Source organism: Brevundimonas sp. SPF441 (assembly GCF_009661015.1).
GTDB lineage: Bacteria > Pseudomonadota > Alphaproteobacteria > Caulobacterales > Caulobacteraceae > Brevundimonas > Brevundimonas vesicularis.
Genome location: NZ_WJWX01000028.1, coordinates 1 through 22,264 on the forward strand (window position 1 = coordinate 1; position 22,264 = coordinate 22,264).

Annotated in this window: 16 protein-coding genes; 8 read left to right on the forward strand and 8 right to left on the reverse strand. The window is 66.9% G+C overall.

Annotated features, from left to right (window positions below):
• Positions 1–350: 350 nt before the first annotated feature.
• The 3 genes from GGC30_RS13910 to GGC30_RS13920 all read left to right on the forward strand — a co-directional run bounded on the left by GGC30_RS13910 (position 351) and on the right by GGC30_RS13920 (position 4,807).
• On the forward strand, positions 351–1,166 hold the full coding sequence (locus tag GGC30_RS13910; RefSeq protein WP_228763753.1) for a hypothetical protein: 816 nt from the start codon (positions 351–353) through the stop codon (positions 1,164–1,166).
• Between the two features lie 68 nt (positions 1,167–1,234).
• Positions 1,235–3,868 (forward strand): hypothetical protein, encoded by a 2,634-nt coding sequence (locus GGC30_RS13915; RefSeq protein ID WP_228763754.1) that lies wholly within the window; start codon positions 1,235–1,237, stop codon positions 3,866–3,868.
• Positions 3,869–3,895: 27 nt separating this feature from the next.
• A complete protein-coding gene (locus GGC30_RS13920; protein WP_153925428.1) occupies positions 3,896–4,807 on the forward strand; it encodes a hypothetical protein in 912 nt (303 codons plus the stop codon).
• 77 nt (positions 4,808–4,884) lie between these two features.
• Here the strand turns inward: GGC30_RS13920 and GGC30_RS13925 are convergent, their stop codons facing one another.
• The 4 genes from GGC30_RS13925 to GGC30_RS13940 form a co-directional block, all read right to left on the reverse strand.
• Positions 4,885–5,307, reverse strand: coding sequence for a hypothetical protein (locus GGC30_RS13925; protein WP_039246275.1), 423 nt, complete (start codon positions 5,305–5,307; stop codon positions 4,885–4,887).
• A gap of 186 nt (positions 5,308–5,493) precedes the next feature.
• Complete coding sequence (locus GGC30_RS13930; RefSeq protein WP_153925431.1) at positions 5,494–6,489, reverse strand: bile acid:sodium symporter family protein; 996 nt, start codon at positions 6,487–6,489, stop codon at positions 5,494–5,496.
• A gap of 68 nt (positions 6,490–6,557) precedes the next feature.
• Complete coding sequence (gene acs / locus GGC30_RS13935) at positions 6,558–8,513, reverse strand: acetate--CoA ligase (protein WP_153925434.1); 1,956 nt, start codon at positions 8,511–8,513, stop codon at positions 6,558–6,560.
• A gap of 4 nt (positions 8,514–8,517) precedes the next feature.
• Entirely contained in the window at positions 8,518–9,870 is a 1,353-nt protein-coding gene (locus tag GGC30_RS13940; protein ID WP_153925437.1) for a DcaP family trimeric outer membrane transporter, read from the reverse strand.
• Between the two features lie 161 nt (positions 9,871–10,031).
• Between GGC30_RS13940 and GGC30_RS13945 the strand changes: the two genes are divergently transcribed.
• Positions 10,032–10,640 carry a response regulator transcription factor gene (locus GGC30_RS13945; protein WP_153925440.1) on the forward strand — a complete coding sequence of 203 codons (609 nt, stop codon included), beginning with the start codon at positions 10,032–10,034 and terminating at the stop codon, positions 10,638–10,640.
• Here GGC30_RS13945 and GGC30_RS13950 read toward each other — a convergent pair.
• The 4 genes from GGC30_RS13950 to folE form a co-directional block, all read right to left on the reverse strand.
• Positions 10,637–14,002 (reverse strand): PAS domain-containing hybrid sensor histidine kinase/response regulator, encoded by a 3,366-nt coding sequence (locus GGC30_RS13950; RefSeq protein WP_153925443.1) that lies wholly within the window; start codon positions 14,000–14,002, stop codon positions 10,637–10,639. The two genes, GGC30_RS13945 and GGC30_RS13950, sit on opposite strands and share 4 nt — an antisense overlap.
• 90 nt (positions 14,003–14,092) lie before the next feature.
• Entirely contained in the window at positions 14,093–15,766 is a 1,674-nt protein-coding gene (locus GGC30_RS13955) for an MFS transporter (RefSeq protein ID WP_153925446.1), read from the reverse strand.
• A gap of 168 nt (positions 15,767–15,934) precedes the next feature.
• Positions 15,935–17,092: an acyltransferase gene (locus GGC30_RS13960; RefSeq protein ID WP_153925449.1), complete on the reverse strand. Its 1,158-nt coding sequence runs from the start codon at positions 17,090–17,092 to the stop codon at positions 15,935–15,937.
• Between the two features lie 63 nt (positions 17,093–17,155).
• The gene (gene folE / locus GGC30_RS13965) at positions 17,156–17,740 is read right to left on the reverse strand and encodes a GTP cyclohydrolase I FolE (protein WP_055753859.1); all 585 of its coding nucleotides are present in this window, start codon (positions 17,738–17,740) and stop codon (positions 17,156–17,158) included.
• A gap of 298 nt (positions 17,741–18,038) precedes the next feature.
• Here folE and fliQ point away from each other — a divergent pair, with 298 nt between their 5' ends.
• Genes fliQ through cckA form a run of 4 tightly spaced genes read left to right on the forward strand, consistent with a single transcriptional unit; the run spans position 18,039 to position 22,247 of the window.
• Positions 18,039–18,302 (forward strand): flagellar biosynthesis protein FliQ, encoded by a 264-nt coding sequence (fliQ, locus tag GGC30_RS13970; RefSeq protein WP_017505641.1) that lies wholly within the window; start codon positions 18,039–18,041, stop codon positions 18,300–18,302.
• Entirely contained in the window at positions 18,302–19,075 is a 774-nt protein-coding gene (gene fliR / locus GGC30_RS13975) for a flagellar biosynthetic protein FliR (RefSeq protein WP_066554187.1), read from the forward strand. Before fliQ ends, fliR begins: the two co-directional genes overlap by 1 nt.
• Positions 19,068–20,144 carry a flagellar biosynthesis protein FlhB gene (gene flhB, locus GGC30_RS13980; RefSeq protein ID WP_055753861.1) on the forward strand — a complete coding sequence of 359 codons (1,077 nt, stop codon included), beginning with the start codon at positions 19,068–19,070 and terminating at the stop codon, positions 20,142–20,144. The genes fliR and flhB overlap by 8 nt, the downstream gene beginning before the upstream one ends.
• Positions 20,145–20,195: 51 nt before the next feature.
• Positions 20,196–22,247, forward strand: coding sequence for a cell cycle histidine kinase CckA (gene cckA / locus GGC30_RS13985; RefSeq protein WP_055806826.1), 2,052 nt, complete (start codon positions 20,196–20,198; stop codon positions 22,245–22,247).
• Positions 22,248–22,264: the final 17 nt, after the last annotated feature.

Here is a 22,264-nt window from a genome sequence, read left to right on the forward strand (position 1 = left end):
CAGCGCCAGCCACGGCGCCTGGAAGTCGGCCATGGCCCTGAACGTGAACATCCCCGTTCCGTCCAAGTCGCTGCTCGCCGGCGCCTATGAAGGCCAGCTGACCGTCAACATCCAAGCCTTCTGATCTTCAGAACGACTTGAGAAACGGCGACAGGGGGGTCTGCATGTCCCCCCTGTTTGCGTTTCAGTCACCATTGTTACGCCATACTTAAGTCAAGCTGGCGCGACGCTTGCAGCAGCCCGGGCGCGGCGGCTCGCGACGGGAATCTCAAGCCGGCGTCAGACCGGTCTTCGGGGGAAGTAGCACAATGTCTTCATCGTTCAGCCTTCGCAGGGGCAGGTCTATCGCCTTGGCGATCGGCGTGCTTGCGGTTGCGCTCGTGATCATGGCGATCGCCGGCGCGGCATGGGCCATGCGCGTGTCGCCGATGGTGTCTGAACTGACCACGACCGGCGCCGGATCGGCCGCCCGGATCGAGGTCGGCAATGTCGGATCCGTCGCCTTGCCGTTCGAGACGCGCATCACGCGCATGGACATCGACGCCAATGGCAATGTGACCGAGACGGACGCCGACGACGACTTCCTGGTCTTCCCGCCCCAAGGGCTGGTGCCCGTCAATGGTCGTCAGGTGGTTCGGGTCCAGTGGGTCGGTGATCCCAAGATCGAGACGTCCCACGCCTATTACCTATGGGTCCGCCAGTTGCCGGTCGCCACCGACCCCACCGCCACGCCCGAGAGCGGCGGCGCGGTGTCGGTCCAGGTCCTCTATACGATGAAGGCGCTGATCGTCGTGGCGCCGCCCGGCGCCGAGCCGAAGGTCGAGGTCGTCTCGGTGACGCCCGCCTTGGTCAGCCCGCCGGCGCCCGAGATCGATTCCACCCTCACGAATGGTCAGGCCGCGCCGCCGCCGCCTGCGGAACCCGGTATCGAGATCGTCGTGTCCAACACCGGCAAACGCTATGCCTTGATGAGCGGCGCCACCTGGATCGTTGAAGGCACCGATACCGCCGGCCAGCCTTTCCGCCGCGAATACGACAGCGGTGAGATCTCCAAGACCGTCGGTGTCGGTTATCTGGCGCCCGGTGGCGGCAAGAGAACCTTTAAACTGCCCACCGGCACGGCGCTGGATCCCGCCAAGCCCGTCACGTTGAAGTTCGGACGATGAGAGCGCTGGGGGGCGTCTCGGTTCTCGCACTGGCATGGGGGCTGGCGTGCGTTCCGGAATCATCGGCGTTGGCCGCCGTCAGGGCGGCTAACGCGGCCTACGAACAGGCGGCAGAGGATGCTACGGCGGCTCTTAACCGAGCCAGTCTGGCGGCTGGCGAAGCCGCCGCCTCCGGCGCTCATGCCATGCAGGCGCCCGCCCAGCCCGCGCCCGCCTCAACGGTAGCCGGACCTACGCCCGAGGCGCCGGCTCCGGTCGAGCAAACGCCGCCGACTGCTGCTGCTGCGCCTGCCGCGCCGCGCGAACGTCGCGACATCAACCCCTACGATCGCGACATCCCGATGACGGTGCCGCTGAACTTCAACAGCCGCGTGCTGGGCGAACTTCCGGTCGTGTTGACGCGTGATGACCGCTTCATTGTCGACACGGCGGGCTTCAAGACGCTGATCGATCCCCTGCTGACCCCGGAAGCCCAAACCGAGCTCGCGACGCGGCTGCAAGGCATCACGTCGTTTGCGCCGGAGGAGATCAACGACACCGGCATTCAGCTGGACTATGACCCGGAACAGTTGGCCGTTCTGGTCCTGCGCATCGATCCGACCAAGCGGACGGTCGAGTCGCTGTTTCGCGGCGGCAAGCCGGAAACGCCGGGCCTGCCGCCCGAACCCTTCAGCGCCTATCTTAACAGCAACGTCTCGATCCAGCGTCGGGAATCGACGGGCGATGTCAGTAAGCCCAGCGTCTTCCTGAACGGCGCCATCCGCTACAAGCGTTTGGTCTTCGAAGCCGACGTTCAGGGCCGCGAGGATCTGTTCACCGGCGAATACAATGTCGAGCGTCGCTACGCCCGGTTCGTATTCGATCAGCCCGAAGACTATCGCCGTTGGTATCTCGGCGATCTGGAACCCGAAATCCGCGGTCGTCAGGGCTTCTCGCAGCTCGGCGGGGTCGGCGTGTCGCGCCAGCGTCAACGCTTCGACTCGTTCCGCAACAATGTCCTGGCCGGCGGCCGTCAGCTGGTGCTGCAGGAAGCCTCGACGATCCGTGTGCTGAGAAACGGCGTGTTCGTGCGCGAGTTTCGCCTTGATCCCGGCCAGTACGACCTGACCAACCTGCCGCTGGAAACTGGCTCCAACGACATCCAGCTGGAAATCCAGAACGACTCGGGCCGCGCCGAAACGGTCGCCTACAGCGCCTATCTGGACGCCATCGAGCTTGAACCGGGCGATTACGAATACGGGGCCTATTTCGGCGCCATCAACAACGGCATCTTCGGATCGCCCGACTATTCCGAAGGCGAATTGGCCTTCACCGGCTTCTGGCGCAAGGCGTTCGAGAACCGGCCTGCTGTGGGCATCGGTTTCCAGGCGTCGCAGGACGCCCAGACCTTGTCGGGCCAGAGCCAGTTGATCCTTCGCAACGGCGCGCGCGTTCGCCTGGACGCCGCCGCCAGCAACGGCGATCCAGGCGTCGGTTACGCCTTCGCGCTCGGTTACGACCACGTCGTCGATCTGGGCGAGACCTTCGATAGCTGGACCGTCGTCGCCGACTTCACCTCGGAAGACTTCTCCTCCATCGGCAATCCGACCGGTCAGAACCCGACGTCATGGGTCTTCTCTGGCGGCTATTCGCACCAGTTCTCGCAGGACTGGCTGGCGAACGTCAGCGCCTCCTATCGGATGAGCCGCAGCGATCTGATCGACGATTCCTATTCGATCAACGCCACCTCCACCTACCGGTTCGCCCCGGAATGGAGCGCGCAGGTCGGGCTGGAGTATTCCGACTTCGGCGCCAGCTTCGGCGGCTTCCAGTCAGGCGGCTTCGGCGCGACCTTCGCCCTGATCTGGCAGCCGCGTTACGATCGCCGTGTCGAAGGTCGCTATAACTCGGCCCGCAACAGCGGCAGTGTGCGCGCGCAGCAGTCCAGCGAAAACCGCGTCGGTTCCTTCGGCTATTCGCTGGCCTCCACCTATGACGATGGGCCGGCGACCGTTTCGGGTCAGGTCGATTATGTCGGCAATCGCTTCGACGCCAGCTTGAGCCATACGGCGTTCGGGCGGGACTTCTCGAATATCACGCAAGAGCAGGTGACGAACCTGCGCTTCGGATCGTCGATCTCGACGACCGGGGGCAAGGTTGCTGTTGGCCGCAACATCTACGACAGCTTCGCTATCGTCTATCCGCACAAGAGCATCGACGATCATCCCGTCATCGTCGGCGACAGCTTCGAAGGCGGTCGCTACACGGGCCGCAGCGGCCTGCTGGGCGGCGCGGTGGCGAACAACCTTACCGCCTATGTGAACCAGTCGGTGCGTTATGATGTGCTCGACGCGCCCTTGGGCTACAACATCGGCGACGGCATCGCGCGCGTCCGTCCGACCTATAAGAGCGGCTACGCTATCCAGGTCGGCAGCGCCAAGTTCGTCAGCGCGCTGGGTCGTCTGGTCGGCAACCAAAACCGTCCTGTGTCGCTGATCTCGGGTCGTGTGACGCCCCTTGATGATGCGAACGCACAGCCCGAACTGTTCTTCACCAACTCGGTTGGACGGTTTGCGGTGCAGAACCTGGAGCCGGGCAAGCGCTATCGCGTCGAACTGTTCTCCACGCCGGCGCTTGGGTTCGAGTTTACGGTTCCTGCGGACAACGAAGGTCTGCTTGATCTCGAGACCATTACCGTTCCGCTCGACATGCCCGAAGCCTGAGCCCAAGACTTAGCCGAGGAGGCTGAAATGTCCCGTAATTGTACATCCGCCCTGCTCCTGGCCGCCGCTGCTGCGACAGCGACCTTGATGGCGGCCGCGCCCAGCCAGGCCGCGCCGGGCTGCCAACTGGTGATCGAATCCGGCGCCGATCAATGGATGATGCGCTACGAGCCGTTCGATCAGGACGTGGCCGTGCAGGAATTCGATGTCGCCGTGGTGAACCAGGGCGACGGACCCTGCACCGCCGTCAGCCGCGTCGAACTGCGCGGCGAGCAGTTTGGCCTGGTCAACGAAGCCGGCGCCCAGCGTATGGCCTACGCCTTGGTCGACGAGCGAGGCGGCGCGGATGTCACGCCGCGCGCGGGCCAGAGCGCGCGCCGCATCGGGGTGCGGCCGCTCAACCTGGCGGCCGGAGAGCGTGGTCTGATGCGCTTCTCCTTCACCGCCGCCCCGGCTGAAACCCTGTCGGCGGGTCTCTATTCCCAGAACGCCTTCATCAATCTGGAAACACCGGACGGCCGACCGCTGGCGGAAAAGCCCGTCACGCTTAGCCTCCAGGTGCCGTCAGCCGCCGTCATGGGTCTGAAGGGCGAGTTTCGTCGCAACGGCGGCACGCCGACGATCGACCTGGGGGAACTGACCCAAGGTGTTCGGCAACTGCGCACGACCCTCTATGTTCTGAGCACGGCCGGATACACCGTGTCGGTGGCGTCGCAGAACCAGGGCCGCCTGCGTCAGGGCGCCAGCGAATGGTATGTGCCCTATGGTCTGGTTCTGGGCGATCGCGACATGGACCTGTCGCGCGGCGGTCGGGTCGATGTGGTGTCGCGTCGCGCGCGACTGGACGACTATCCGCTGACCATCAGCGTCGGCAGCACGACCGCCAAGCGCGCCGGCGATTATTCCGACATCCTGACCTTCACGGTCGCCGCACTTTAAGCGCCGGAGCCAACAAAAAGAGGCGGGGACGTCGCGCGTCCCCGCCTCTCTTCAATTGGGATGGATATGGTCGTCGATCAGATCGGCTGAATCGTCAGGGCCAGGATCAGCGGCTGTTCCAGTTCGACGTCGTCGAAGCGATAGGACACCGAACGGATCGTCGCGATGCTGGAGCGGCGCAAGGTCTGCATGCCGGACTTGTCCAGATCAAACGTCCGGTCGCCGTAGAACATCACCGCCTTTTCGGTCAGCGACAACGGGCGATACTGGGCCGAGACGGTGAAGCCGCCGGGGCTGTTGCAAGCCTCGACCACCTCTCCAGAGCGACCGGCGGCCGCCAGGACGGGCGAGGTTGGCTTGACCCAGCAGGCGACCGGCACAGTGGCGCGAAGGCGATAGGTGCCGCCTGCGGTCGGCCCGGCGAAGGCGGGGGCGGCGGCGGCGACCAGGCCGAGCCCGAGCGTGGCGGCGGCGAGAGCGCGAAGGATACCTTGGGTCATCTGCGGTTCCGATCTGCACATTGCAGAGGAACACTAGATCGTCGCCCGTTAATGTCACGCGAGCGAACACGCCTAACGCGGCTTAACCTTGATCGCCGATGTTAATGCGTCAGAAGGCATGATATTATGCACGGGAATACTAAAACGCGTCAGCCCTGATCTCTCTTTCAGCTCACCGCGCCGGACTTAGGCGGTCTGTTCGATGGCTGCGGCCGCTTCGTTCTCGCGCGCATAGCGCTGGGCGATGATGGTGCAGGCGAACAGCTGAATCTGGTGGAACAGCATGATCGGCAGGACGATCAGCGGCACCGCGTGACCGGCGAACAGGATGCCGGCCATGGGGATGCCGGTGGCCATGCTCTTCTTGGAGCCGCAGAACAGGATGACGATCCGGTCGGGCCGATCGAACTTCAGCGCGCGGCCGGCGAAAAGGGTCAGGGCCAGGACGATGGCTAGCAGGGCGATGTTCAGACCGATGACCTTGGCCAGATCCAGCGGCGCGACCTGGGACCAGACGCCGGCGACGACGCCCTCGCTGAAGGCGGCATAGACGATCAGCAGGATGGAGCCGCGGTCGACCAGGCCGGTCAGTTTGGCGTGGCGGGTCAGCCAGTCCTTCAGCAGGGGGCGGCACAGTTGGCCTACAGCGAAGGGGGCCAGGATCTGCAGACCGATGTCGAGAATGGACTGCAGATGGATGCCGCCATTGGCGCCGCCGATCAGCAGGGCGACCAGCAGCGGCGTCACGATCACGCCCAGCAGGTTCGACAGGCTGGCGCTGGTCAGGGCGCCCGCGACATTGCCGCCGGCGATGGAGGTGAAGGCGATGGACGACTGCACCGTGGACGGCAGCAGGCACAGATAAAGCATCCCCGTCAGCAGATCGGGCTGAAGCGATCCTCGCATCAGAAAGACCAGGCCCAGCCCCAGCAGCGGAAACAGCAGGAACGTCGACAGGAAGACCGTGCCCTGAAGCCGCCAGTGCATCAGGCCGGCCCCGATGGCCGCCGGCGACATTCGCGCGCCATACAGAAAGAACAGCAGGGCGATGGCGGCCTTGACTACCCCGTCCATGACGACGGCCGCCTGTCCGCTGGCGGGAAACAGCGCCGCCAGGATCACCATGCCGATCAGGGCCAGCAGATAGCCGTCGATCGGCAGGCGGGACAGGAAACGAGGCATGGACGGCTCAGGCTGCGGCGGGGTGACGCACAGATAGGCGCATCAGCCCCCGCATTGAACCCGCGTCTTCAGGCCCCGGCGCGGTTCTTGACCAGATCGTCTACGACCGACGGGTCGGCCAAGGTCGAGGTGTCGCCCAGAGCGCCGATCTCGTTCTCGGCGATCTTGCGCAGGATGCGGCGCATGATCTTGCCCGACCGGGTCTTGGGCAGGCCCGGCGCCCACTGGATCACGTCGGGGGCGGCGATAGGGCCGATCTCGTGACGAACGTGAGCGACCAGGGCCTTTCTCAGATCCTCGGTCGCCTCGGCCCCGTTGTTCAGGGTGACATAGGCGTAGATGCCCTGGCCCTTGATGTCATGGGGATAGCCGACGACCGCCGCCTCGGCGACATCGTCGTGCAGGACCAGCGCGCTCTCGACCTCGGCCGTGCCCATCCGGTGGCCGGAGACATTGATGACGTCGTCCACCCGGCCGGTGATCCAGTAGTAGCCGTCCTCGTCGCGACGGCAGCCGTCGCCGGTGAAGTAGCGGCCCGGATAGGTCGAGAAATAGGTGTCGAAGAAGCGCTGATCGTCGCCATATACGGTACGCATCTGGCCCGGCCAGCTGTCGGTGATGCACAGGTTGCCGGAGACGGCGCCCTCCAGCGGCTGGCCCTCGGCGTCCACGATCTGAAGCTCGACGCCGGGCAGGGGCAGGGTCGCCGATCCGGGCTTCAGGTCGGTGGCGCCGGGCAGGGGGGTGATCAGATGGCCGCCCGTCTCGGTCTGCCACCAGGTGTCCACGATGGGGCAACGGCCGTCGCCGACTACCTCGTGATACCAGCGCCAGGCCTCGGGATTGATCGGCTCTCCCACCGTGCCGAGCAGACGCAGCGAGGCGCGCGAAGAGGCCTTCACCGGCGCATCGCCCTCGCGCATCAGGGCGCGCAGGGCCGTGGGCGCGGTGTAGAAGATCTCGACCTTGTGCTTGTCCACCACCTGCCAGAAGCGGCCGGCGTCGGGATAGTTGGGGACGCCCTCGAACATCAGGGTCGTCGCCGCATTCGCGAGCGGGCCATAGACCATATAGGAGTGGCCCGTGACCCAGCCCACGTCGGCCGTACACCAGAAGACCTCGCCGGGGCGATAGTCGAAGACGATCTCGTGCGTCCAGGCGGCCCAGAACAGATAGCCGCCCGTGGTGTGCAGCACGCCCTTGGGCTTGCCCGTCGAGCCGGAGGTGTAGAGGATGAACAGCGGATCCTCGGCGTTCATCGGCTCGGGCGGGCAGTCGGTGTCGGCCTTGGCGGCCTCCAGCCCATAGTCGAAGTCGCGGCCCTCGATCATCGGCACGTCGGCGCCGGTGCGGCGGATGACCAGGACGGTGTCGACCTTCACCTTCGTCAGGGCCTCGTCGACATTGGCCTTCAACGGAATGTGCTTGCCGCCGCGCAGGCCCTCGTCGGCGGTGATGACCAGGTTGGAGCCGCAGTCCTCGATCCGGCCGCACAGGCTGTCGGGCGAGAAGCCGCCGAAGACAACTGAATGCACCGCGCCGATCCGCGCAGAGGCCAGCATGGCGTAGGCGGCCTCGGGGATCATGGGCAGATACAGGGTGATCCGGTCGCCCTTTGTGGCCCCATGCGCCTTCAGCACATTGGCCATGCGGCACACCTCGGCGTGCAGTTCGCCGAAGGTGATGTGGCGGCTGTCGGCGGGATCGTCGCCTTCCCAGATGATCGCCGTCTCGTCCTTGCGGTGGGGCAGGTGACGGTCGATGCAGTTCGCCGAGACGTTCAGGACGCCGTCCTCGAACCAGCGGATGCGGAAGTCTTCCTTGTTGAAGGAGACGTCCTTGATCCGGGTCGGCGGGGTGATCCAGTCCAGACGTCTGGCCTGTTCGGCCCAGAAGGCGTCGGGCGTTTCGCGCGCGGCGATCCGCGCCGCCTCGTACGCCTCCCGGTCCATGTGCGCCTTGTCGGCCCAGTCGGCGGGGACGGGATAGAGGGCGGGATCAGGCACGCGAGACGTCTCCGGCATCAATTCAGAATCCGTATTTGGCGAACAGGATCAGTCGGGTCATGTCGCCGCTGGCGCCGGTTTCGATCTCGCGGTCTGCGAACATCAGTTCGGCGCCGACATCAAACGCCGTAACCGGCGACCAGATCAAGTTGGCGTGGAAGCTCTGGGCCGAACGGTTGGCGGCCAGGCCTGTGAAGGCCAAGTCGTTGTCCACCTTCTGCGCCGACCAGATCAGGCTGGAACGCCAGCCGGGCGCCCAGACGTGGCGATAGGCGGCGAAGCCGGCGACCACGCCGATCGCATCCAGATCGCCCGCGCCGTTCAGCACCGCGTCGTTGGAGAAGTTCAGACCGACATAGCGGCCGATGCCTTCGCCGCCCGTCACCATCAGGCGCAAATCGTCCTTGGCGCCGACCTTGATCTTGGTCGAGGCGGACAGCCCCCAGCCGGTCGCGGTGGAGTCGATGTTGCTGGCCGGGCTCTGGTATTTCAGCTGGCGCAGCAGGCCCGCGATCTGGAAATCGCCCCAAGGCTTGGACACCGCATAGCGGGCGGTGAAGTCCGGGATGCTGTTGTCGTCAGCCACGATGCGGGCGCCCCCGCCGAACGGGGTCACGGTCGTCTCGGGGTTCTCGACAGAGACCGAGAAGGGACCGCGGGTGTAGCGGACCTGGACCTGACGGGCGAAGACCGTGCCTTCCGCCGCGCCGATGAAGTCGGCGGATTCAGGCAGGACGGCGGTGTTCTGGAAGTTCGTCCACTCCTGGCCGATCAGCCAGTTGTCGATGGTGATGAAGGCGCGACGCAGGGCCGGGTTGGCGGGACTGGTGGTCCGCTGGTCGCCGGCGCCGGGCAGGGTCTGAAAGTCCATCTCCATGCGGGTGCCGATCTTGTGGCCGCCGATCATGCCGTCGGTGGTCAGCCAGAACCGGGTCTGGCGGGCGTTGAAGTCGGTCGCCGTATCCTCATCGGTCCCGCCGATGGGGATGGAGCCGGGAATGTGGAATTCACGCAGCGCGTCGCCGTTTGCCGGGTCGCCGCCCGAGTAGCGGCTGGCGTAGGCGTCCACCTTGACGAAGCCGCCGAACTTGACCGTGTGGTCGCCGATGCGGAAGCCGTCGCTGGGCGCCGCTGGCGCCGTCGCCTGCTGGACCGGGGCGGGCGCGGCGGGGCGGGTTTCCAGGCGGATGATGTCCTGCTGTTGCGCCGCCTGCTGGGTTCGCGCGGCGACGACCTCGGACTTCAGGGCGTTCAACTGGGCTTCGAGCTGAGCGATGCGCGCCTCGAGCGCGGCCTGGTCCTGGGCCGAGGCCAGGTTGGGCGTCGCCATCAGCGCAACGGCGGCGGCTCCCGCCATCAGGCTTTTCGTGATCATGATGAACCTCCCGCGCCCGTCTCGCGCGGGCGTCCCTTTGACGACCTTTCCGCCTCCGGCCTCGGGGAGCCATTGGCCATTGGTCTAATTTCGACCAAAGTCGAACCGCGCCATGATGGCGACGACGCGGCCGGTCAGACGCCGCGCACGGAAGGAAGCCCATGGATCGCATCGTCGTCGCCGACGACCATCCGCTGTTTCGCGCCGCCCTGCGCTCGGCCGTCGACAAGGCGGCGCCGGGCGCGGAGGTGGTGGAATGCGCCAGCCTGGCCGAAGCCCGGGCCGCGATGGTCGCGGGACCCGTCGATCTGTTGCTGCTGGATCTGAAGCTGTCGGACAGCGAGGGCATGGCGGGCCTCGCCGCCGTGCGGGCCGAGCAGCCGACCGTGCCGGTGGCGGTCGTGTCGGCCAGCGAGGATGCGCGGGTGGTGCGCCACGCCCTGGGTCTGGGCGCCGCCGGCTTTATTCCCAAGTCTTCGTCCCTGCCGCAGATGGTCGAGGCGATCGCGGCCATTCTCGCCGGCGACAGCTGGGCGCCGGATGTGCCCGAGGCCGACGACGATCTGGCCGGCCGCGTGGCCAGCCTGACGCCGTCGCAGCTGCGGATCCTCGAAGGGCTGAAGGCTGGCCGGCTGAACAAGCAGATCGCCTTCGACCTTGGCGTCTCCGAAGCCACCATCAAGGCGCATCTGACCAGCGTGTTTCGAAAGCTGGGCGTTCACAACCGGACCCAGGCGGTGATCCTGGCCAAATCGCTGGACCCGGCTTAACTAGACAGGAAGGCCTTCAGCGCCGCCGGCTTGATCGGCTTGGGCAGAAGGACGGCGCCGGCCGCCGTGGCCTGTTCGTTCAGCCCGTCGCGGGTGTCTGCCGTGACCAGGGCGATGCGGCGCACGCCTTGGGGCCTCAGCCAATCGATGACGGCGAAGCCTTCCGGCCCATCGCCCAGATGCAGATCGACCACGGCGGCGTCGAACGGCCCCTGCGCCGTCTTGGCTGCCTCGACGCTGGCGACCAGCGTCGGCCGCGCGCCCCAGCGGGTGAGCAAGGCGTTCAGCGCGTCCAGAATCACCGGCTCATTGTCCACGCACAACACGCGCAGACCCGACAGCGGCAGGCGCGCCTCGCGCACCGGCGCGACGTCGGGAACCACATCGGCCGCGCTGCGCGGCACGGTGATCCGGAAGGTCGTGCCGCGCCCCACACGTGAACTCAGCTCCAGCGGGTGATCGAGCAGGCTGGACAGGCGGCGCACGATGGCCAGCCCCAGGCCTGCGCCCGGTTCGTCGACAGCGCCCGGCAGACGCACGAACTCGCCAAAGACGGTTTCGTGTTCGGTATCGGGAATGCCGCGTCCGGTGTCGCAGACGAACAGCTGCGCCGTCTCGCCCCGCCGACGCGCCCCGACCAACACCCGGCCGACATCCGTATACCGGATGGCGTTGGCCACCAGATTCTGCAGCATGGAGCGCAGCAGATCACGGTCGGACGCGACCCACAGGCGGCTGGACGTCACGGTCAGATCCAGACCCTTGGCCTCGGCCACGGGCGCGAACTCGCGGCGTAGTTCGTCGAACAGGCCGCCCAGCGACAGCCGCGCGACATTGGTCCGCACGCCGCCGGCCTCCAGCTTGGACAGGTTCAGCAGGGCGGTCAGCAGACGGTGGGCGCTGTCGATGGCGCGGTCCGCGTTGACGGCCAGGGTGCGGCTGGTCGCATCTTCCAGCGCCGGCTCCTCCTTCAAGGCGGCGATGAACAGGCGGGCGGCGTGCAGCGGTTGCAGCAGGTCGTGGCTGGCGGCGGCCAGGAACCGGGTTTTGGAGGCCGTGGCGTCCTCGGCCACGCGCCGGGCCTCGTCCAGTCGGGCGGTGCGGTCCGCAACGCGCGCCTCCAGCCGTTCGTTGGCCTCCTCCAGCTCGCGCGCGGCTTGGCGCAGGGCCGTGATGTCGGTGTAGCTGGTGGCGTAGCCGCCGCCGGGGATCGGCGCGCCGGAGGAACGCAGCACCCGGCCGTCGGGCTGCTGGCGTTCGTGGTCGTGGGGAATGCGGCGGCTCAGCGCTTCCAGCCGTCGCTCGACCCAGGCTTCGATGTCGTCGGGGCTCTCGCCGCGCTCGGCGTTCAGCCGATAGATGACGGCGATGGGCAGGCCGACGTGGACGAAGCCGGGTGGCAGGTCGAACATGGCGACGTAGCGCCGGTTCCAGGCGGTGACGCGCAGATCCTCGTCCACCACGATCACGCCCTGGTCGATATTGTCGAGCGTGGTCTGTAGCAGGTCGCGGTTGAACTGAACCGCCTGGGACGCCTCGTCCAGCATCCGCACCACGTCCTCAGGCGCGCGCCCGACGCCGGCCAGCGCCGCCGCGATGACCCGCCGGGCCGAGGCCGCCCCGATGGCGCCGGCCAGCATCCGTTCGGCGGCGCGCGCCAGGGCCGCGTCGGCCGGGTCGGCGTCACGCAGCTTGGTGTCTGTCTCATCGCCCCAGGCGGTGAAGGCGCGCTCGGCCCGTTCGTCGCCGATGAAGCGGGCGACCAGGGCGCGCAGATCGCCGACCGAGGCGCCCGACGGCGCGGGCCGGGCCTCCATCCAGTCCGGTCCCAGCCGATCCACGAAGGCGCGGGCCTGAACCCGGTCGATCAAGCGGGGCTGAGCAAAGCGCGACACGCCGACATAGGCCGCCAGGTTCAACGCCAGGCTGACCAAGACGCCGAGCGCCAGCGGATCCTTGACCCCCATCATGACGTGCAGGTGCCAGGGCGCGCTGGGCGACAGCTGCGGCAGGGCCAGCATGACGATCCAGACGCCCATCCCGACCGTCATGCCCGCCAGCGCCCCCTGCGCATGGCCGCCGCGCCAGAGGACCGCGCCGAACAGGGCCGGCGCCAGCTGGGCCATCGCCGCGAATGACACCAGCCCCATGGCCGCCAGGCCGCGCGACTGGTCCGTCGCCTGGTAATAGAGCCAGGCCAGCAAGAGGACCGCGACGATGGCCCCCCGCCGCACCTGAAGAATGGTCCCCGCCATGTCTGAGGCGTCGCCGCGCACCCGCCAACGCTCGCGCGCCAGGAAGGGCAGGATCAGGCTGTTGGACACCATGGCCGACAGGGCGACGGCCTCGACGATGACCATGGCGGTGGCGGCGGAAAAGCCGCCGACGAAGACCACGGCCGTCAGCAGGGTCTCGCCGCGCTGGAACGGCAGGGCCAGCACCAGCAGGTCCGGATTCACCGACGGCGCGAACAGGGCGCCCGCCGCCACCAGCGGCAGCACCGCCAGACTGGTCAGCAGCAGATAGAGCGGAAAGATCCACCGCGCCCGCTTCACGTCCGACGGCTGACCGCCCTCCACGAAGGCGACATGGAATTGGCGCGGCAAGCAGAAGATGGCCAGGGTCGACAGCAGGGTGATGGCGGTGAAGCGCGGCGTGACCTCGGGCGGCGCGGCCAGGGCGCCCAGGCCTTCGATGATGCGCGGGGGCGAGCCTTCGTTCAGCAGGAGGACCAGGGCGAAGACGGCGACGAACAGAAGGGCGCCCAACTTGACCATCGATTCCAGGCCGATGGCCTGGATCAGGCCGCGATTGTGCTCGGTCAGGTCGGGACGACGGGCGCCGAACAGGATGGCGAAGAAGGCCAGCACCCCGGCCAGCACCAGGACCGTCAGACCCTCGGATCCCGCAACCGGCGTGCCGGCGGTCAGCAGGGCGCCGGCCATCGACAGCGACTTCAGCTGCAGCGCGATATAGGGCAGCGACCCCAGGATGGCGACGACCGTGACCGCCGCGCCCAGGGTCTGGCTCTTGCCGTAACGCGAGGCGACGAAGTCGGCCATGGAGCCCACGTTCTCGCGCCGGGCGGCCGCCGCGATCCGGCGCCACAGCGGAAACAGCAACGTCAGGCCGATCACCGGGCCGATGTAGATGGGCAGATACTCCCACCCGTCGCGCGCCGCCGTGCCGACCGCGCCATAGTAGGTCCATGAGGTGCAGTAGATCGCCAGCGACAGGGCGTAGACCGACGGCCCCAGCCCCTTGCCGCGCGCGCGCGCCGACGGCCGTTCCTGAGACCAGGCGACGGCGAACAGCACTGCCATATAGGCGGCGACCAGGCCGAGGATCGTCAGGCTGAACATCGGGGCATCTGAACCGGGCACGGGGTGTTTCACAAGCGAAAGGCGGGCCGTCTTGCAACGACCCGCCCTTCATTCCGCCTGAAAGCAGGATCAGGCGTTCAGATCGACGTCCTTGCCTTCCTTGACCAGCAGGAAGCCCAGAACGACCGTCCCCAGGGCCACCACAATCGGGTACCAGAGGCCGGAGTAGATGTTGCCTGTCGCTGCCACGATGGCGAAGGCGGTGGTCGGCAGGAAGCCGCCGAACCAGCCGTTGCCGATGTGATAGGGCAGGGACATGGAGGTGTAGCGGATGTTGGTCGGGAACATCTCGACCAAGGCCGCCGCGATCGGTCCGTAGACCATGGTCACGTAGAAGCCGAGGATGAATAGGATCAGCACCACCATCGGCTTGTTGACCAGGGCGCTGTCGGCCTTGGCCGGATAGCCGGCTGCGGTCAGGGCCTCGCCCAGGCTCTTGTCCCAGGTCTTCTTCTGGGCGGCGAAGTCGGCCGGGGCCATGGCGTCGCCCCGGAAGCTGGGGATGACGGCCTGATCGCCGATACGCACCTCGGCGACGGTGCCGGCCGGGGCCGCGACGTTGGTGTAGGTCACGCCCGCCTTGGCCAGATAGGATTTGGCCACGTCGCAGGAGTGGTTGAACACCGTCTTGCCCACCGGATCGAACTGAAGATTGCAGTCGGCCGGATCGGCATAGACCGTGACCGGCGCCGAGGCGGCGGCGGCGGCCAGACGCGGGTTGGCGGCCTGCGTTAGGGCGTTGAACAGCGGGAAATAGGTCAGGGCCGCGATCAGGCAGCCGGCCAGGATGATCGGCTTTCTGCCCACCTTGTCCGACAGCCAGCCCCAGAAGATGAAGAAGGGCGAGGCGGCGACAAGCGCGATGGTCAGCAGCACATAGACCAGTGTGGCGTCGACCTTCATGACCCGTTCCAGGAAGAACAGGGCGTAGAACTGACCGGTGTACCAGATGACGGCCTGGCCGGCGGTGAGGCCCAGCAGGGCGATCAGCACGATCTTCAGGTTCGGCCATTTGCCGAAGCTGTCCTTCAGCGGGGTCTTGGAGCCCTTGCCCTCGGCCTTCATCTTCTTGAACGACGGGCTTTCGGCCAGCTTCAGGCGGATCCATAGGGAGACGCCCAAGAGCAGGATCGAGACCAGGAACGGAATGCGCCAGCCCCAGGCGGCGAAGGCCTCTTCGCCGACCGCAAGGCGGACGCTCAGGATCACCACGAGGCTCAGCACCAGGCCGGCGGTCGCCGTGATCTGGATGAAGGAGGTGTAGAAGCCACGCTTGCCCTGCGGGGCGTGCTCGGCGACGTAGGTGGCGGCGCCGCCATATTCACCACCCAGGGCCAGGCCCTGGATCAGGCGCATCAGCACCAGGATGATGGGCGCAGCGATGCCGATGACCGCATAGGGCGGCAACAGGCCGACGACGAAGGTCGACAGACCCATCAGCAGCATGGTGACGAGGAAGGTGTTCTTGCGTCCCCAAAGGTCGCCCAGCCGCCCGAAGACGATGGCGCCGAAGGGCCGCACCGCAAAGCCGGCGGCGAAGGCCATCAGGGCGAAGATGTAGCCGGTGGTTTCGTTGACGCCCGAGAAGAACTGGACGGTGATGATCGCCGCCAGAGAGCCGTAGAGATAGAAGTCGTACCACTCGATGACGGTGCCGACCGATGAGGCGAGGATGACCAGGCGATCGCTGCGATCGACGGTGTGCTCCTCTCCTCCGGACGCAAGGGGTGCGTCGGTTGCCATGTTCCATTTCCTCCCGTGTCGCCGTTATCGGCCGTTCTGCACATCCTTCAGGATGCGTGGAGGCCGACATTGACCGAGAGCGGGGCGGGTGGAGAGAGCGACTTTGGTCGAGGATCGTCGGTCGCCAAGGCGACCTTGGGGTCGAGGATCACCGCTCGCCCAGGGCAGTCAGCCGTCGATGGAGATGACCGGGCCGAGCTTGGGTTGCGCCTTGCCGCGACGGGCGCTGCGACGCTTCAGCCAGGTGCGGATGCGGGTCTGGATCGGATTGTCGATCGCGAAGTGGAAGGCGAAGGCGAAAGCGACCGCCGCCATGACGCCCAGGCCCCACAGGCCCCATTGAACGAAGAGGGGCAAGGCGACGCGCGCCTCGACCGCATTGACCACGCCGAACCAGACGATGCGGACCACCTCGTTGGAGATGAACATGGAGAAGGAGACCATGGCGGCGGTTTCGACCCACTTCGAGGGTTTGGTCACAGGCACGGCGCCGGCGGCCAGGATGATGATCGAGATCAGGGTCAGGGCGGCAAGGGCGTGCTTGTCGTGAAGCTGAAGCGCGAAGAAGCCGACGGCGGCCAGCACCCCGGCCCAACCGGCCAGGCGCGGGGCGATCCAGACCTTCTGGGCGAACCAGGCCAGGCACATGCCCAGGAAGAACAGCGGCAAGGCGCGGATGATGCCGTGGCGCATCGGCATCTGATAGACGGGATAGCCGAGGAACGACCAGCACAGCTGGTTGGCGATCAGATAGACGCCGACGCCGACGGCCAGGGCGGACCACGGGCCCAGACGCATCAGGCCGCGAATGATCCAAGGGAAGGCCAGATAGCAGCCGATCAGAGCCGAGATCGACCAGGTCGGCGCGTTCCAGCCCAAACCGCCATGCACGCCATAGGATTGCAGCAGTAGCAGCTGGGCCGGCAGCTGATCCCAGGCGAACCATTCGGGATTGCGGGGCGGCGAGCCGGCGGCGGTGGCCAGAAGCACGAAGGCGACCAGCGACAAACCCATGATCAGGTGGGCGGGCACGACGCGCAGGAACCGCTTCAGAAAGAAGTCGCCGGGCGACATCCGACCCTTGTCCACCGCCGCGCCATAAACACGCATCAGCACATAGCCGCTGTCGATCAGGAAGAAGTTGGTCAGCAGGAAGCCGCCGCGTTCGAAGATCGGATTGATCAGGTGGGCGAGCGGCTCGGGACCGGCGGCCTGGAAATGATGCAGGATGATCAGGAAGGCCACGATGAAACGCAGCGCGTCCAGCCAGCCGCCGCGGGCGATCTGAACTGTCTCATTGCGGGTCGAAATCAGGGACCAGGGCATCGTCAGCGCCTCCTTTGATCCCTTCACCGCAAGCGTCGGGCCAGTTCGCCTGTCAGGCGAACGTCACGACAGCACCAGACGCATGAACTCCTCGCGGGTGCGGGGGTCGTCGCGGACGACGCCGATCAGGTGGCTGGTCGACAGGCTGGCGCCGGGCGCATTGACGCCACGCAGGGTCATGCAGCTGTGCTCGGCCTCGATGACCACGCCGACGCCGTGCGGCTTCAGCACGGTCTGGATGGCCTCGGCGATCTCGGATGTCATCTTCTCCTGGATCTGAAGGCGGCGGGCGAAGCCGCGCACGACCCGAGCCAGTTTGGAGATGCCGACGACGCGGTCCGTCGGCAGATAGGCGACGTGCGCCTTGCCCACGACCGGCAGCATATGGTGCTCGCAGAAGCTGACGAAGCGGATGTCCTTCAGCACGACCAGCTGGTCGTAGCCGCCGGTCTCCTCGAAGGTCTTTTCCAGATAGGAGAGCGGATCGACCTCATAGCCCTGGAACAGCTCGCGGTAGCTCTTGGCGACGCGGGCGGGGGTTTCCAGCAGACCTTCGCGGTCCGGGTTGTCGCCGGCCCATTCGATCAGGGTGCGGACGGCGGCTTCGGCGTCGGCCTGGGAGACTTTGGAGGCGGGGGCGTCTGTCATGGCGGCCTAGATAGCGGAGCGCTTGAGGGAAGGGGAGAGGGCGAGCCGTCCCATTACGAGGCGGACGCGCGTTCAGACGGTGGAGTCGGAAAAAGAGAGTCTAATTCGTCTAATTCGTCTGAAATCGAATGGCTGGCGCTCCCCAAGGCGAAGGCGGGGAAGTCGGCATCGAAGCGGCGCCGTTCAAGGCCGCCGACGAGATTTTTCCGTGGTCAGGTCTGCGCGAAGACGCGTGTGGTTAGCGGCCTGTTAACCATCCTGTCGGCATTTTCTGCCCAGTAGTTTGCGGGAGCAGCCGATGAACGGCGCGGAAGTTCTGGACGTCGGGCGCGACGCCATCTGGCTGACGATCCAGCTGTGCCTGCCGGTGCTGCTGGTCGGCCTGGTCGTCGGCGTGGTGATCGGCCTGTTTCAGGCCCTGACGCAGATCCAGGAACAGACCCTGATCTATGCGCCCAAGATCATCGCCATCTTCGTTTCGCTGATCCTGTTCCTGCCGCTGATGGGCGCCCTGTTGGGCGGCTTCATGCGCCAGATCGCGGCCCGCATCGCGGGGATGTAGTGGACGCTTATGCGACCGCCGATCAGGTCTGGGCCGGGGGGCTGATCTTCGCCCGGATCGCGGCGATCCTGATGCTGATTCCCGGCTTCGGCGAGGCCTATGTGCCCCCGCGCGTGCGGCTGTCGCTGGCCCTGGTCATCAGTCTGGCGCTGTGGCCGGTGGTGCGCGGCTCGCTGCCGGGCCTGCCGGACAGCATGGGGCTGATGGTCGGCTGGATCATCCGCGAGGTGGTCGTCGGCCTGATGATCGGCCTCTTGCTACGCATGTTCATGAGCGCCCTGGCGACGGCGGGCGAGATCGTGTCGTTGCAGACGACGCTCAGCTTCGCCCAGACCGCCAATCCGATGCAGGCCCAGCCGGGCTCGACCATCGCCGCCTTTCTGGCCCTGCTGGGGGTGACGCTGCTGTTCGCCACCGACACCCACCACCTGTTCATCGCCGGCATGGTGGGATCGTATCGGCTGATCTCGCCGGCCCAGCCGCTGATGATGGCCGACTTCACCCAGATGGCCGTGCGGACCCTGGGCGACAGCTTTATGCTGGGGGTGCAGTTGTCGGCGCCGGTGCTGGTCTTTGCTTTGATCTTCAACCTGGCGTCCGGCCTGGTGGCGCGGGTCATGCCGTCGTTCCAGGTCTATTTCGCCGCCGCGCCCTTGAGTGTCATCCTGGGCCTGTCGATCTTCGCGCTGAGCCTGGGTGCGCTGGGCACCCTCTTCATCGACCGCTACCGCCGTCTGGCGGAGTATTTCGTGCTGGGAGGCCCTGGTGGCTGAAGGCGCGGATCCCGAGTCGAAAACCGAAGAGGCGACCCCGCGAAAGCTTGAGGACGCCCGAAAGAAGGGCGATGCGGCCAAGTCGCCCGACGTCGCCCAGGTGCTGTCGCTGGCGGGGGCGGCGGCGGTGATCCTGATGGGGGGGGGCTGGTTCGCCTCGTCCATCGCCGAACAGATGCTGCCCTTCATCGCCGCCCCGCACGAGATGCTGGGGGTGCTGAACTCGGGCGCCGGAAACCAGATCATGGTGCGCGCCGTCTGGGCCGTGGCGCCCTTTCTGGGAGCCGTCATGCTGGCGACCATCCTGGGCGGAGTCGGGGGCAATGTCGCCCAGTCCGGTCTGATCTTCACCGCCGAAAAGCTGAAGCCCAAATGGTCGGCGGTCAGTCCGATGCAAGGGTTCAAACGCATCTTTGGTCCCGACGGCCTGGCGCAATTCGTCAAGACCTTCCTGAAGCTGATCGCCGTGTGCGCCGTGTGCTGGATGGTGTTGAAGCCGCACCTGCGCGAGTTCGAGAACATGGCCTCAATCAGCCCGCTGGCGATCCTGCCGCTGGCGCGCGACATGGCGATCTCGCTGTTCGTGGCCTCGATCATCCTGCTGGGCGCCACGGCCGGGGCCGACTTCATCTGGCAGAAGATGCGCTTCGCCAAGCGGATGCGGATGACCAAGGAAGAGCTGAAGGAAGACTTCAAACAGTCCGAAGGCGATCCGCACATCAAGGCCAAGCTGAAGCAGATCCGCATGCAGCGCAGCCGCCAGCGGATGATGGCCAATGTGCCAAAGGCCACCGTCATCGTGACCAACCCGACCCACTACTCGGTCGCCCTGCGCTATGAGCCGGATCAGGGCGATGGAGCGCCGATCTGCGTGGCCAAGGGCGTCGACGCCCTGGCCCTGCGTATCCGCGAAGTGGCGACCGAGCACGGCGTGCCGATCGTCGAGAACGTGCCGCTGGCGCGCGCCCTGTACGCCACCGTCGAGGTGGACGAGGTCATTCCGCGCGAACATTTCGACGCCGCCGCCAAGATCATCGGCTTCGTCTTCCAGTCCCGTAAGCGCCGGTAAGGCGGCGTCAGGATTTGGGCGTATGATCGCAACACTGATTCGCGAGGCTGTATGACGTCCACCCGCCGCCCTTCGTTCGACCTGTTGTCCGGCGTGATGGCGTTCGGCGTCGTGGCGGCGATCGCGGCCCTAGCCTACCCGGCGTTTCGCGCCAACCCGACCTCGGCGCCGGGACTGGTGCTGATTCTGACCGTGGGCGCGATCGCCCTGATCGGTCTGTTCGGCTTCCGCCGGGCGGCGGACGCCAAGCCGAGCAGCGATGCGGCCATCGAGGTGCTGGACGCCATGGCCGAACCGGCGGCGCTGGTGTGGGATTCGGGGCAGATCCTGGCCTTCAACGCCGCCTGGTCCGAGGCCAATGGGGCGACCGGCGCCCTGCCGCGCGGCAAGTCGGCCCAGGCGCTCTACATGGCCTTCGCCCAGGCGCGCAAAGGCGAGCCGGGCCGCGCCATCGTCATGATCGGACAGCGCGAGGTCGAGGTCGTCATCGGCCAGATCGGCGATGGAAAGACGGGCGAGGGACGGTTCCTGATGCGCGCCGCGCCGGACGCCGTCCTGCCCATAGCCGCCGCGCCCGTTCACACGCCCGCCGCCGCGGCGACCGGCGAGGCGCGAGCCATGGCCGCCGGGGCGCCGTTCGGCTCGGCCGTGATCGGCGGCGACGACCTGTTTTCCGGCCGCGCGGAAGAAGCTAATCCGGCGCTGGCGGTCCTGACCGGACCGGGGGCGGCGCGCGATGCAGCCTTTGGTCATCTGTTCGATCCGGGCGGCATCGCCGAGGCGCGGCTGAAGCTGGCGGGCGGATCGTCGGGCCCGATCGAACTGGTCGCGCGGGCCTATCCCGACAAGATGCTGCATCTGTATGTGGCGCCCGAGGGCGACAAGCGGCGCATCTGGCTGTTCGACGTCTCGGGTCAGAAGTCGATGGAGCTTCAGCTCAACCAGGCGCAGAAGATGCAGGCCGTGGGCCAGCTGGCCGGGGGCGTGGCGCACGACTTCAACAATCTGCTGACGGCGATCCAGCTTCAGCTGTCGGGTCTGCTGGAACGGCACCCAGTGGGCGATCCGTCCTACGAGGGCCTGAACGAGATCCGCCAGACGGCCATTCGCGCGGCCGACCTGGTGCGCAAGCTGCTGGCCTTCTCGCGCAAGTCCACGGTGCGGCGCGAGCGGCTGGACCTGGGCGAACTGGTCGGCGAGTTCGCCATCCTGCTGCGGCGGCTGCTGCGCGAGGACGTCCGGCTGGAGACCGACTACGGACGCGACCTGCCGGTCGTGCTGGCCGACAAGTCTCAGCTGGAGACGGCGGTGATGAATCTGGCCGTCAACGCGCGCGACGCCATGCGCGGCGTGGTCGAGCCGGGCGCCGGCGTCGTCACCATCGCCACGCGCCGCCTGACGGGCGACGAGGCGCGAGCCCTGGGCTGGGTCGATGCGCCGACGGACGAGGTGGCCCTGATCGAGGTCTCGGACACAGGACCCGGCGTGCCGCCCGAACTGGCGGACAAGATCTTCGAACCCTTCTTCACCACCAAGGCGGTGAACGAGGGCACCGGCATGGGCCTGGCCACCGTCTATGGCATCGTGCAGCAGGCGGGCGGCCATATCACCGTCAGCAATATCGAGGGGGCGGGCGCCGCCTTCCGCATCTTCCTGCCGGCGGCGGGCGAGGCGGAACTGGCCGAGGTTCAGCCTGTCGAGGTCAAGGCCAAGGCGCCGCGCGACCTGTCGGGCGCCGGCCGCATCCTGTTCGTCGAGGACGAGGACGCCGTGCGCGGCATCGCCGCCCGGCTGCTGCGTCAGCGCGGCTATGAGGTGATCGAGGCCGCCGACGGCGAGGAGGCCCTGCTGCTGGCCGAGGAACACGCCGGCCAGATCGACATGATGATCTCCGACGTCATCATGCCGGGACTGGACGGGCCGTCCTTGCTGAAGAAGGCGCGCAAATATCTGGGCGACGCGCCGGTCATGTTCATCTCGGGCTATGCCGAGAGCGACTTCTCGGACCTGTTGCAGGACGAGACGGGCGTGTCCTTCCTGCCCAAGCCGCTGGACATCAAGACGCTGGCGGAGCGGGTGAAGCAGGAGTTGCACGCGGGCTGATCGCCCGCATGAAGGGC

Coding starts and splice junctions, on each gene's coding strand:
- GGC30_RS13920 (WP_153925428.1), top strand. CDS start 3,896: ATGTCCCGTAATTGTACATCCGCCCTGCTCCTGGCCGCCGCTGCTGCG.
- GGC30_RS13925 (WP_039246275.1), bottom strand. CDS start 5,307: ATGACCCAAGGTATCCTTCGCGCTCTCGCCGCCGCCACGCTCGGGCTC.
- GGC30_RS13930 (WP_153925431.1), bottom strand. CDS start 6,489: ATGCCTCGTTTCCTGTCCCGCCTGCCGATCGACGGCTATCTGCTGGCC.
- acs (WP_153925434.1), bottom strand. CDS start 8,513: ATGCCGGAGACGTCTCGCGTGCCTGATCCCGCCCTCTATCCCGTCCCC.
- GGC30_RS13940 (WP_153925437.1), bottom strand. CDS start 9,870: ATGATCACGAAAAGCCTGATGGCGGGAGCCGCCGCCGTTGCGCTGATG.
- GGC30_RS13945 (WP_153925440.1), top strand. CDS start 10,032: ATGGATCGCATCGTCGTCGCCGACGACCATCCGCTGTTTCGCGCCGCC.
- GGC30_RS13950 (WP_153925443.1), bottom strand. CDS start 14,002: ATGTTCAGCCTGACGATCCTCGGCCTGGTCGCCGCCTATATGGCAGTG.
- GGC30_RS13955 (WP_153925446.1), bottom strand. CDS start 15,766: ATGGCAACCGACGCACCCCTTGCGTCCGGAGGAGAGGAGCACACCGTC.
- GGC30_RS13960 (WP_153925449.1), bottom strand. CDS start 17,092: ATGCCCTGGTCCCTGATTTCGACCCGCAATGAGACAGTTCAGATCGCC.
- folE (WP_055753859.1), bottom strand. CDS start 17,740: ATGACAGACGCCCCCGCCTCCAAAGTCTCCCAGGCCGACGCCGAAGCC.
- fliQ (WP_017505641.1), top strand. CDS start 18,039: ATGAACGGCGCGGAAGTTCTGGACGTCGGGCGCGACGCCATCTGGCTG.
- cckA (WP_055806826.1), top strand. CDS start 20,196: ATGACGTCCACCCGCCGCCCTTCGTTCGACCTGTTGTCCGGCGTGATG.